This window comes from Gimesia chilikensis (assembly GCF_007744075.1).
Taxonomy (GTDB): Bacteria; Planctomycetota; Planctomycetia; order Planctomycetales; family Planctomycetaceae; genus Gimesia; species Gimesia chilikensis_A.
Window position 1 is genome coordinate 2,755,883 of the sequence record NZ_CP036266.1, and the last position, 12,323, is coordinate 2,768,205.

The 12,323-nt window shown below is 52.6% G+C and carries 9 protein-coding genes; 3 read left to right on the forward strand and 6 right to left on the reverse strand.

All coding sequences use genetic code 11. The features are described 5' to 3' along the window. Positions 1 to 63 precede the first annotated feature (63 nt). The 4 genes from HG66A1_RS10370 to pheA form a co-directional block, all read right to left on the reverse strand. Positions 64 to 948 carry a YicC/YloC family endoribonuclease gene (locus tag HG66A1_RS10370; protein ID WP_145183048.1) on the reverse strand — a complete coding sequence of 295 codons (885 nt, stop codon included), beginning with the start codon at positions 946 to 948 and terminating at the stop codon, positions 64 to 66. Positions 949 to 1,015: 67 nt separating this feature from the next. Further along, positions 1,016 to 1,609 (reverse strand): preprotein translocase subunit SecG, encoded by a 594-nt coding sequence (gene secG, locus HG66A1_RS10375; RefSeq protein ID WP_145183051.1) that lies wholly within the window; start codon positions 1,607 to 1,609, stop codon positions 1,016 to 1,018. Positions 1,610 to 1,763: 154 nt separating this feature from the next. Then, positions 1,764 to 2,537, reverse strand: a complete 774-nt coding sequence (gene tpiA / locus HG66A1_RS10380; protein ID WP_197993995.1) for a triose-phosphate isomerase — start codon at positions 2,535 to 2,537, stop codon at positions 1,764 to 1,766. A 284-nt stretch (positions 2,538 to 2,821) separates the two neighbouring features. Then, positions 2,822 to 3,985 carry a prephenate dehydratase gene (pheA, locus tag HG66A1_RS10385; RefSeq protein ID WP_145039316.1) on the reverse strand — a complete coding sequence of 388 codons (1,164 nt, stop codon included), beginning with the start codon at positions 3,983 to 3,985 and terminating at the stop codon, positions 2,822 to 2,824. A gap of 688 nt (positions 3,986 to 4,673) precedes the next feature. Between pheA and dnaK the strand changes: the two genes are divergently transcribed. After that, complete coding sequence (dnaK, locus tag HG66A1_RS10390; RefSeq protein ID WP_145183054.1) at positions 4,674 to 6,584, forward strand: molecular chaperone DnaK; 1,911 nt, start codon at positions 4,674 to 4,676, stop codon at positions 6,582 to 6,584. A 276-nt stretch (positions 6,585 to 6,860) separates the two neighbouring features. Beyond that, a complete protein-coding gene (gene clpB, locus HG66A1_RS10395) occupies positions 6,861 to 9,476 on the forward strand; it encodes an ATP-dependent chaperone ClpB (RefSeq protein WP_145183057.1) in 2,616 nt (871 codons plus the stop codon). A 161-nt stretch (positions 9,477 to 9,637) separates the two neighbouring features. On the opposite strand, the gene HG66A1_RS31930 is transcribed toward clpB, so the two are convergent. Continuing rightward, positions 9,638 to 9,808: a DUF6800 family protein gene (locus tag HG66A1_RS31930; RefSeq protein ID WP_197997086.1), complete on the reverse strand. Its 171-nt coding sequence runs from the start codon at positions 9,806 to 9,808 to the stop codon at positions 9,638 to 9,640. Positions 9,809 to 10,119: 311 nt separating this feature from the next. On the opposite strand from HG66A1_RS31930, the gene HG66A1_RS10400 reads away from it, so the two are divergent. Then, entirely contained in the window at positions 10,120 to 11,217 is a 1,098-nt protein-coding gene (locus tag HG66A1_RS10400) for a DUF6268 family outer membrane beta-barrel protein (protein ID WP_145183060.1), read from the forward strand. 2 nt (positions 11,218 to 11,219) lie between these two features. On the opposite strand, the gene HG66A1_RS10405 is transcribed toward HG66A1_RS10400, so the two are convergent. Then, a complete protein-coding gene (locus HG66A1_RS10405) occupies positions 11,220 to 12,323 on the reverse strand; it encodes a Gfo/Idh/MocA family protein (protein ID WP_145183064.1) in 1,104 nt (367 codons plus the stop codon).

The window sequence follows — 12,323 nt, forward strand, 5'->3', positions numbered from 1 at the left end:
GCTGGCTCCGGGATTCAGGAGATTGTTCTGAAGGTTTCAGGTCTGAAGAATAGTATACCGGTTTTATTCTACGTTCTGGACGTTTTCTCTGATTTTTTCAACGGCCAGTTTCATCTCGATCACAGCGTGTGAAATTTCCACATCATTGGCTTTGGAGCCGATCGTATTGATTTCGCGAAACATTTCCTGAACCAGAAACTCGAGTTTTTTCCCTTGCGAGGTATCACTGTTCAGAATGGTGTCAAATTGCTCCAGGTGGCAGGTGAGTCGGCTGATCTCTTCGTTGATATCACAGCGGTCGGCAAACAGGCTTACTTCCCGGATCATGCTGTCCGGATCCAGTTCGACTTCCTGATCTTTGAGTAAATCGGTCAATCGCTGATGCAGGCGGTCGCGATAGCTGGTGACGACCTGAGGCGCTTTCTGTTTGACCGTTTCCAGTTGTTCGCCGATCGTCTTGTTGCTGGACTGCAGGTCTGCCTGGGCAGATTCACCTTCTTTCTGACGAAACTCGGTCAGTTCGATAAGAGCCCCTTTGATGGCCTCTTCGATCAGGGGCCAGTCCGATTCGGGAGTGTGTGTACGTGAATCATTATCGATTACGGCGCCAGGCAGAGTGAGTAGTCTGTCGAGACTGTCTGGCAGGGGAAGATGGCATTCCTCTGTCAGCTTTTTGAGCTGCTCCCAGTACTGCTGGACTACCTGATCGTCGAGCAGATAGACGCTTTTACGGTTCAGGTGATCGATTCGCAACGTCAGATTCACAGTGCCTCGCGTAATGGCACTGCGTAACAGTTTTTCGATCTGGCTGCCCAGCTTGGCATAGAAGTCGGGGTAGCGGGTCGAAATTTTCAGGTATCGATTATTGACAGTTCGTATTTCAGCCTGGACCGACAGGCGGTCATTTTCGGCGGTCGAACTTCCAAAACCAGTCATGCCCAGCAGCACAACGCACTCTTTTCTGAAATACAGGAATCAATGAGGTTACAGGAAACAGTTTCAGATCACTGAAGAACTATTCCGACTTAGGCTCTGTGGCAGGCTTTCCTGTTTCAGCAGGTGTTTCCGGTTTCTTCTCGGGGGCCGGTTTGGTTTCAGCAGGCTTGGCAGAATCCGTTTTGGGTTCTGACTTGGTTGCTTCCTCAGCGGGCTTGGCAGCTTTATCAGCAGCAGGCTTTGGTTCCGCATCAGGTTTAGCTGGTGCTTCCGGAATGTTGGTATTGAATTCCGACTTGGCATCTTCCTCAGCGGTAGCGGCTTCTGCGTCTTTTTCGGTCTTGTCGTTATTGACCATTTCTGGATCTTCCGGGGTCACAGCGGCGCCACCTTTGTATTTGCTGTTAGAGCTGGCGCGGGTGACGATCCCTGACACACCGGAAAGAATTACCCAGATGACTGCCATCACAATGGTGATTTTAGTGAAGACATCGCCGGCTTTAGTACCCAGGGCGCTCTGGCCGCCTGCACCACCGAAGGCTCCTGCCAGTCCACCGCCGCGACCCTTCTGCAGCAGGATGATGATGATCAGCATGACTCCGAAGAACATCAGCAGTGTCATCAAGAGGGTTGCAGGATCCGTGATGGCATCCAGAAAAGAAGCAAGAATCATTGTTTCATCCTAGGGGTAATAATGTCCTGTGAACGTATTTATACAGACCGGCTGTCGCTCAGACAGATTCGCTGAATCATACAGTAATCGAATACGATCTGTAAATCGTATCTATAGCTTGAGCTGCAGCGAATTCGAATAAAATGGCCTGTTTTCAGCTGGCGGCCAGTCCTGCGGCAGCCTGAATGATGGGAATGAACAGCTCTGGTTTGAGGCTGGCTCCCCCCACGAGGGCACCATCGACGTTTTCCTGCGAGAGCAGTTCCTGGGCGTTGTCCGGTTTGACACTGCCGCCATACAGAATGCGTGTCGCATCTGCGATTTCAGCAGAATACTTGTCTTTCAGCCAGTTACGCAGGTACTGATGTGCTGCTTCTGCCTGGTCGGGAGTGGCGGTCAGGCCGGTTCCAATCGCCCAGACCGGTTCGTAGGCAATCACGATCTGATCGAAAGCTGAAGCATCGACTCCGTCGAGTCCACCGGTCATCTGAGTGTCGAGGACGGCTTCTGTCTGATCGGCTTCCCGCTCGCTCTGCAGTTCACCAACGCACAGAATCACCTGCAGACCGGAGGCCAGGGCTTTTTTTACCTTGAGATTAATGTCCGCGTCGGTTTCTTTGAGAATGTGGCGGCGTTCGCTATGTCCCAGAATCACAGAGCGACAGCCGATATCCGTCAGCATTTCGGTTGCTGTTTCACCCGTAAAAGCGCCGGGAGCTTCGTGGTAGCAGTTCTGGGCCCCAAAACCGACACCCGAGCCGTTAACAACATCGCCGATCGAAGTCAGGTAAGGGAAGGGGGGGCAGACTAGTACTTCAACACCTGGATTTTCAGCAGGAACTTCTGCGACCAGTGCCTGAGCCAGCTGAGTACCCGATTCTCTGGTGGTGTTCATTTTCCAGTTACCGGCAACGAGATAACGACGCATGATAGATCCTGTATATTATCTAAAAATAGTGGGTTGAGGCTCGACTCAGAATCGGAACCCGTCAGACGGGTTTTGCGGGCAGATCGGAGCGAGAAATCAGTCGAATGCAAATGAAAGCTGGAATGCGAACAATACCAGCTTCCTCGGTGTGCTGGATAAGGTATTGAGTCCGGGCGACTGATTCAAGGAATCTCGCGCAAAATCCTGAAATGCAGCCTGTTTTGGCAGAATAATGCCGTTAAAAGGACGCTGCTGAGGCTCAATCACTTATTCCGGGGTCCGATTTACTCCAGAATGCCACTTCTGGGGTAGGAGCCCATGGTTTCGAGTCGCACAACCTTCTTGGATAAATCATTCAGCGTACGCTTGATATGGGGTTCTTCCACGTGACCTTCAAAATCAATGAAGAACAGGTAACCTGGCTCTTCACCACGCAGGGGGAAGGATTCGATCCAGGTCAGATTGATTTTGTTTTTCTTAAAGATCTGCAGGGTGTCTGCCAGAGAACCGGCTTTGTGGGCAATCTGGACCAGAATCGCAGTACGGTCTTTACCCGTTGGTTCACAGACCTCTTCACCAATCACAGCGAAACGGGTCACATTGTTGGCGTTGTCTTCGATCCCTTCCACGATGATCTGCAGATCGTATTCGACCGATGCCTGGTGGCTGGCGACCGCTGCGGCACCGGGCTTGGTGGCAGCCAGCTGGGCTGCGGTCGAGGTGCTGGTCACTTCGTGCAGGTGGGCCTGTGGCATGTTTCGGGAGAGCCATTCACGGCACTGCGAGAGGGCCTGAGGTTTGCTGTAGATTTCCGTGATTTCACTGCGTTCGCAGCGTGCCAGCAGATTATGGTGTACTGCAATCAGGACTTCACCGCAGATCCGCAGCGGAAGGCGGGTGAACATGTCCAGGGTATCAACGACGCGGCCGTCGGTGCTGTTTTCAATGGGGACAACGCCGAATTCGGTGTTCCCGCGATTGACCTCTTCAAATACAGATCCGATGGTGTTGACCGGCACCATGTCGGCCTCTTCGCCGAAACGTTCCAGGGCTGCCAGGTGCGTGTAGCTGTAAGCGGGGCCCAGGTAGGCGACGCGTTGCGGGTGTATCTGTCGACGGGCGGAACTGAGGATCTGCCGGAAGACGCCGCGGATGGACGCATTGGTCATGGGGCCGGGGGCATTGAGTTTTTCGATGGTCTCGCGAAGCTCTTCATCCGATTTGGGATCGAACATGGCCTTGCGCGGTTCCGGATCGGATTTGATCTGTTTGACCGTCATTGAGCAGCGTTTGTTGACCAGCTTGATGATTTCGCGATCGATCTTTTTTAACTCAGACTGGATCGATGCGGGGCTGCTTTTGCTGGTCTTGCGAACAACTTTTTTCTGTGGAGCTGACTTCGGTTTAGTCACGGAAGCTCGCTTTTTCACCGCTTTTTTCTTGGCCATCGGAATCTTTCAGGATGTGAGTCTCGTTTCTGTCTCTCAGAAAATGAACCGCAGCCAGATCACAGCCTTCCTGGATGTGTGGTCGATGCTCACTGCCAGTTTCACTATGGAATTTCAATCCCTTAAGAATTTCTTAACTCGGGGTTTCTCCCGAGTGCCTTCCTTGAAAAGACTATCTAAGGATTTGTAAAATAATCAGTTAGATAGATCGAGGCAGGCACACGTGAAGGACGTTTTGTCCATTGCTTGAGCAGAGGACAGAGTAGTCTTCAATTGTTCTAGTTTGTACCGCCGTATCTGGGGACTGTCAAGCGGTTGGGCCTTGCGTGTGAACTGTTTAGCCCGTATTTCAGCGGTCCGGCATCAGAGACTGCCAAAATGTCATTTTGGCTGTGGCGGGCTTGACTCGGGGGTGGTGTCAATATGGCAGTGTTGCTGCCTGTCTGCTAGATTTTCAGTAAGTGTGACGTCCTGTAAGGTTATTCATATAAATATCTTACGTTAAACGCTCTTTGTCGGGGATCTGTTGGCACGGTCCTTGCATACAGTGTCAACTGTCCCGTAATTGGGCTGAATTAAATCAAAATGGAAAACAAGCCCTGATCGATGTTTCATTTACGGCCATTATGAGGGGCTTTGAATCAGTCATCGATCTGCAATCTCGATATAGAAAGAGGGGAAACTCAAAATGTCGTCTCAAGGTGAAAAAATCATCGGAATCGATTTGGGAACCACCAACTCAGTGGTTTCAGTAATGGAGGGCGGGGAAGCCAAAGTGATCCCGAACCTCGAAGGGAACCGGATTACTCCCAGTGTTGTTGCTTTCACCGATAAAGGCGAGACACTGGTCGGCGAACCAGCCAAACGTCAGGCTGTGACCAACCCCAAGAACACCGTTTACTCAGTAAAACGGTTTATGGGACGTCGTCACAACGAAGTTCAGAACGAAGAAAAGATCGTGCCTTACACGATCGTTGGTGGTCCGGAAGACTATGTGAAAATTGAAGCGGGCAGCAAGACTCTCACACCTCCCGAAATTTCCGCATCAATTCTGCGGAAACTGAAGGAAGCTGCTGAAAGCTACCTGGGACACAAAGTCAATAAGGCTGTTGTGACCGTGCCGGCTTACTTTAACGACGCACAGCGTCAGGCAACCAAAGACGCTGGTCAGATTTCAGGTCTGGAAGTATCGCGTATTATCAACGAGCCGACCGCAGCTGCTCTGGCTTACGGTCTGGAAAAGAAGAATGATGAAAAGATCGTCGTCTTCGACTTCGGTGGTGGTACGTTTGACGTTTCCGTTCTGGAAGTCGGTGACGAAGTGATCGAAACCCTGAGCACCAACGGCGATGGTCACCTGGGTGGTGACGACTTCGACGAAGAACTGATCAACTACATTGCTGATCAGTTTAAGAAAGATCAGGGAATTGACCTCCGCAGTGATCCAATGGCGTTGCAGCGTCTGCGTGAAGCAGCTGAAAAAGCGAAGAAAGAGCTGTCATCTTCTCAGACGACCGACATCAACCTGCCGTTCATCACAGCCGACAGCAGTGGTGCGAAGCACCTGCAGCTGGCGATTACTCGTGCGGAATTCGAAAAACTGATCGATCCACTGGTCGAGCGGTGCCGCAATCCGGTCGAGCAGGCGTTGAAAGACGCCGGACTGGATCCGAGTGCCATCGATGAAGTGGTACTGGTTGGTGGTTCCACACGTGTTCCCAAGGTTCAGGAATTCGTTAAGAAGATCTTTGGCAAAGAGCCTCACAAGGGTGTGAATCCCGATGAAGTGGTTTCAATTGGAGCCGCGATTCAAGGGGGGATCATTGCCGGTGATGTACAGGACGTTGTTCTGCTGGACGTGACACCGCTGTCGCTCGGTATCGAAACCGAAGGGGGCGTCATGACCAAACTCGTCGAACGTAACACAACAATTCCGGTTACCAAGGATCAGGTCTTCTCGACTGCTGCCGATAACCAGACTGCTGTGACTGTTCGGGTGTTCCAGGGAGAACGCCAGATGGCCAACGATAACCGGCTGCTGGGTCAGTTTAATCTGGAAGAACTTCCTCCGGCTCCGCGTGGGGTACCGCAGATCAAAGTGGTCTTCGATATCGATGTTAACGGGATCTTGAATGTTTCCGCTAAGGATGTGGCGACCGGAAAAGAGACCTCAGTTCGGATCGAGCAGTCCAGCGGGCTGTCGGAAACCGAAATTGAAGATATGAAAAAGCAGGCGGAAGCACACGCCGATGAAGACAAGAAGAAGAAGGAACTGGCCGAGGCCAAGAACAATGGAACTCGTCTGGTTTACGAAGTCGAGAAGCTGCTCAAAGAGCATGCTGAGAAAATCGATGATTCTTCGAAGTCTGCCATCGAAGCTTCTGTGAAGAAGGTGAATGATGCTGTCGAGAAAGAAGATGTGGCAGCCATCAATTCCGCCTGTGAAGAATTGCAGCAGGCAACTCACGCCTTTACCGAGCAGATGTATAAAGCCAGCGAAGCCGCTGGTGGCGAAGGGGCTGCTCCCGAAGGTGGTGAGAGCTCGGCTGCTGCAGAAGACGAAGATGTAATCGATGCAGAATTCGAAAAGAAGGACTGATCGAGTCTGAAGTCTTCGACTAAGAAGAACAGGGACAGGGGCTCAGCCGTCCGGCTGGGCCCCGGGCTCCCGAACAAGAGTATTTTTAACGACGCGACCGACAATTCCTACCGACCTCGGATCAGGCTCAACTGATTTCCCACCTCTCCGGGCCTGGATCAAAACAATTAAAAATTTGAGTATCTCAGCAGGCACTGCTTGCCGGCCGATTTTCTGATATGATAATCGATGCTGTTGAGTTGCTGCGCAGATGATAAATAGAATTGGAGAAGCATTATGGCATTTCGATTTGAAAAATTGACTGTGAAGGCCCAGGAGGCAGTGCAACGAGCCCAGCAGACCGCAGAAGATTTCGGCCAGCAGGAAATCAAGCCACTGCACCTGTTGAAGGCATTACTCGATGAAGAGCAGGGAGTAGTCAAACCTCTGATTCAGAAGATTGGGGCGAATCTGTCTCAGCTCCAGAAAATGGTGGATGATGAGATCAGTCGTCTGCCGAAAGTTTCGGGGGCAGCGATGCAGGTTGGCATCGGTCAGTCGCTGCTCAAGGTTTTGCAGGCAGCGCAGGATCGTGCTGATCAGATGCAGGATGATTTCGTTTCGACAGAGCATCTGCTGCTGGCATTCACCACGGTCGATGACCAGCCGAAACGTCTGCTGGAGCTCAACGGGATCGAAGAAGATGACGTACTGTCGGCGCTCAAAGCGGTGCGGGGCGGTCAGCGGGTGACGGACCAGAGTCCGGAAGAGAAGTACCAGTCCTTGCAGCAGTACGGGAAGGATCTGGTCGAACTCGCGCGTCAGGGCAAGATTGATCCGGTGATCGGTCGCGACCAGGAAATCCGCCGTGTGGTACAGATTCTCTCCCGTCGTCGTAAAAATAATCCGGTGTTGATCGGGGAAGCGGGCGTCGGTAAGACGGCGATCGTGGAAGGTCTGGCGCATCGGATCGTAATGGGCGATGTGCCTCAGAACCTCAAGAACAAACGCGTTATCGCCCTGGATATGGGGGCATTGATCGCGGGGACCAAGTATCGCGGTGAGTTTGAAGATCGGCTGAAGGCGGTTCTCAAAGAAATTGAGTCTGCCAAGGGGGAGATCATTCTGTTTATCGACGAGTTGCACACCGTTGTCGGAGCTGGGGCTGCAGAAGGGGGCGCGGATGCGTCGAACCTGTTGAAGCCGGCTCTGGCACGCGGGGAGCTGCATTGCGTTGGTGCAACAACCCTTGATGAATACCGCAAATACATCGAAAAGGATCCGGCCCTGGAACGCCGTTTCCAGCCGGTGATGGTTCAGGAACCAACGGTCGAAGATACGATTTCCATTCTGCGGGGATTGAAGGAACGCTACGAAACACACCATGGCGTGCGGATCATGGACGATGCCTTGATCAACGCTGCGACGTTGTCTGATCGTTACATCAACGACCGGTTTCTGCCGGACAAGGCGATCGACCTGGTCGATGAGGCAGCCAGTCAGTTGCGTATGGAGATGGACTCCATGCCGTCTGAAATTGATGAGGCGACCCGACAACTGACCCGGATGCAGATCGAAGCGGCTGCACTGGCTGGAGAAGATTCACCGGAAAGCCAGGAACGTCTGGCCGAACTGCGTAAGCACATCGCCGATCGGGAAGAGAGTGTCAATGCGCTGAAGACCCGCTGGGAAACGGAAAAAGAAGCCCTGGCCGGACTGCAGCCCTTGAAGGAGGAAATTGATCGGTTGAATACCGCTTATGAGCAGGCTTTCCACCGCGCACAGCAGACAAATTCCAATGAAGACTATGCCCAGGCTTACAACGCCGAACAGGAGTTGAATGCGGCCCGGCAGCGTCTGACGGAGATGGAAGCGCGTGTCGCGGAACTGGGAGATGACGCCGGTGAGCGGCTTCTGCGTGAAGAGGTGACTTCGGAAGACATTGCCAAGGTCATCAGCATGTGGACCGGAATTCCGGTATCGAAGATGCTGCAAGGCGAACGCGATAAGCTGCTGAGGATGGAAGATGAAATTCATAAACGGATGATTAACCAGAGTGAAGCAGTTGAAGCGGTTTCTAACGCGGTTCGTCGTTCGCGATCTGGTCTGCAGGATCAGAATCGTCCCATCGGTTCGTTCATGTTCCTGGGGCCTACCGGCGTCGGGAAAACGGAGCTTTGCAAGGCATTGGCCAGTTTTCTGTTTGACGATGAACGCAGTATGATCCGTATCGACATGAGTGAATTCATGGAGAAGCATTCTGTGGCTCGTCTGATTGGTGCCCCTCCGGGGTATGTCGGATACGAAGAAGGGGGACGGTTGACCGAGGCGGTCAGGCGGCAGCCTTATTCGGTGGTCCTGCTGGACGAGGTTGAAAAGGCACACCGGGATGTATTTAACATACTCCTGCAGTTGCTGGACGACGGTCGTCTGACGGATAGCCACGGGCGGACTGTTGATTTCTCAAACACGATTGTGGTGATGACTTCCAACATCGGCAGCCAGACAATTATGGATTTGTCAGGCAAGGAAGATGAGGAGCTGATTCATAATCGTGTGATGGATGCCCTGCAGCATGAGTTTCTGCCTGAGTTCCTCAACCGGATCGATGAGGTGATCGTATTTCATCCGCTGGGGAGAGAGGAGATCCGCCAGATCGTGGATCTGCAGCTCAAGCATCTCTCCCGCCTGGTGGAAGCCAACGGTTATACGCTGGAAGTCTCAACGGAAGCGAAGGATCTGCTGGCGGAAGAAGGGTATGATCCTGTGTATGGTGCTCGACCTTTGAAGCGGACAATTCAACAGCACATCCAGAATGAGCTGGCGAACAAGTTGCTCTCCGGCGATTTTACGGAGGGGGCGACGATTTATGTCGACGCCCACGAAGGGCTGTTTCTGTTCTCAGAACGATGAATCTAAGCTGGAATTGAATCGAAAACAGCCCCGGGCGAAATACCTGGGGCTGTTTTTGTTTTATGCTGGGACACCGGTTGTGCGCATGAAAAAACGACGCTCACTTCGGGTTGAGTCAGCGTCATGTTTTCACTCTGTTTCAAATCGCTGAAGCAGCGGGTTCAGGCAGATTCTTCGAGAACCGCAAAGGGGCTGATTTTGCGGACTTTCTCTTTGATCTGTTCTTTTTCAGAGGGGTCTTTGGCTTTCTCGAACTTGTCCCGGAGTTTCTTCAGTTTGGCTTTCCGGCTACGACGCGAAGCTAACTCACGCCCTTTTTGAACACGTCCCATGTCTCTCTGGTTCCTGTTAAGTGAAATTGATATGTTCTAATGTATATATCCAATGTGATGAATTTGATTCTAACATCATTGAAAGTAAGGGGCAACGATCAGAGAGCAGCATTTTCTGATAGATTTTGAGAGAAGCCGGGGCGCAAGATTCGGGTTGACCCGGAGTACCAACCCTGATATTTCACGTTTCCTTCTCTCTACTTCTCCAACCTCATATCTGATTGATTCCGTATCTGCTCGTCTTTCTGCAACTCGGGCTGCACGCAGAATTTCTATAACTCTCGCTATAATAAACAATTGGGATGATTCTCATGCTCATTCAGTCTTACCGGACTGTAGTACTGATGCTGGCCCTCGGTGCGTTCCTGTTCTGGGGGGCGATCGATTCCTGTTCTGCGCAGAACAGGAAGACAATCTTTGACGACCCGGACGGATCTGAGTATTCACCGTTGCCTCAACGTCATCAGACGATTTTTATGCCCCGCGATGAGAGTCAGATTCAACAGACCAGCCAGTCTCCTCAGATTCCCGATGTACTGGATGCTGAATCCAAGGCCGCTTTGGGGATTCCTCCCCAGCTGTTAAAAGAGGATCAGGTCTGGGGGACAACCGATGAAGAATGCGTTGATTGCGAAACATTTGTCCCCATGCTGGCCCATAAGAGCGCAACCGGTTCGGTAACCTGGTTGCCCGGAAACGACGATAACCTGGGAATATTCACTTTGTATCTTTCGGAGACGGTCGATCTGCCGCGACTGGAAGGATTTACGATTACACCCCGGTTTGGTGTGCACTACCTGGACGGCCCCGTGCGGACTGATCTGCCGGCGCGGGTGTATGATACTTCGGTTTCCTTCCGTTGGTTCAACAAGGTCAATGAGAAGTGGTCCTACGAGTTGGAGGTCGCTCCCGGGGTGTATAGTGATTTCAAGAATGTGACTTCCGATTCGCTGAGAATCACGGGTAAGGGGCTGGCGTACTATGTCCATTCCCGTGCCAAGCAGTTTGTGATGGGGGTGGTCTATCTGGACCGTGAAGACATCATGATGCTCCCGGCAGCTGGTATGATCATGTGGTTCAGTGAAGGCTCTCGTCTGGAGCTGATCTTCCCCAAGCCGAAGTTTACCTATCGGCTTGAGAAAGACGAGCATCTGGAACGCTGGGCCTATGTGGCCGGTGAGTTCGGTGGCGGTTCCTGGGCTATTCGACGCAGTCCCGGCGGGATCGACGACGTTGTGACGTACAGCGATTTACGCCTGATTGGTGGCCTGGAAACCAAACATACCAACGGAAAGATCAGTCAATTAGAAGTTGGCCTGGTATTCAGCCGCAGTCTGGAATACGAGTCAAACATTGGCAATTATGATCCTTCTCCCACCGCGATGCTGCGATACCAGCTGACGTTCTGAGATCAGAGATCGCAGTTGATGTCGATCCAGGTCCGCTTATCAAATGATTCCAGGACGGAGTCAGCGATGAGCTGGGCAGAGGCACCGTGGTCGAATCCGGGAATCGCATCGCGCTCTTCTACGATGGCCGACACAAATTCGTAGACCAGGTCGTAGCGGAACACGGTGCTGGGGACGCCGGCGTGGGGATCACGGGGGCTGCCTTCGATAACGAGATATTCTTCGGGGACGGGCAGCTTTTCCATTGTCTGTCCCGGCTTACCGATGAGGATGTTGTTGGGATCGGTCAGCTGATAAGCAGCTGAGCCTTCCGAACCGTTGACTTCAGCCCATTCATAACCGAAGCCATCGTTGTGGTAGCCTTTCATCAGGGTGCTGCCTTCCCAGACGCCGACGGCACCATTTTCAAACTGCCCGATCAGTGAAGACCAGTCGTCTACTTCAGAAGGTTCACAGGGCTGTCCCTCGGCTGTTTTGTCGCGGGGGACAAACTGCGCGACGGCACCACAGATGCTCTTAATCGGTCCGAGCAGGTCCTGTGCGAAGTCAATGCGGTGAATGGTCATGTCGAACAGGTCGCCGGCACCAGCGAGTTTCTTACTCTGACGCCAGCCCCAACTGGACTCGGGCCAGTCCAGAAAACGCTGGCTGCGGAAGTGACGCGGTACGCCGAGGGCTCCTGATTCGACCAGATGTTTCACATACCGCATCGAGGGGGCGAAGCGATAGGTGAAAGCGGTCATGTGGCGGACGTTGGCATCACGGGCGGCTCGATACATTTCTGCCGATTCCGTGTAGTTCAATCCCAGCGGTTTTTCACACATGACGTGTTTGCCTCCGTTGATACAGGCGAGGGCGATTTCGTGGTGTGTGAAGTTGGGCGTCGCGATGATCACGGCGTCGACATCGGGATCATCGGCCATTTCCTGGAAGTTTGTGGTCGCTTTGGTTTTACCCCAGTCACTTTGACGCTGGGCCAGCAGTTCTGAATTGGGGTCACAGATCGAGACCAGTTCTGCACGGGGATCGAGATTGATACCGGGGACGTGGTGGTAGTCGGAGACGGCGCCGGCTCCGATGATTCCAATGCGAACTTTGTCTGTCAT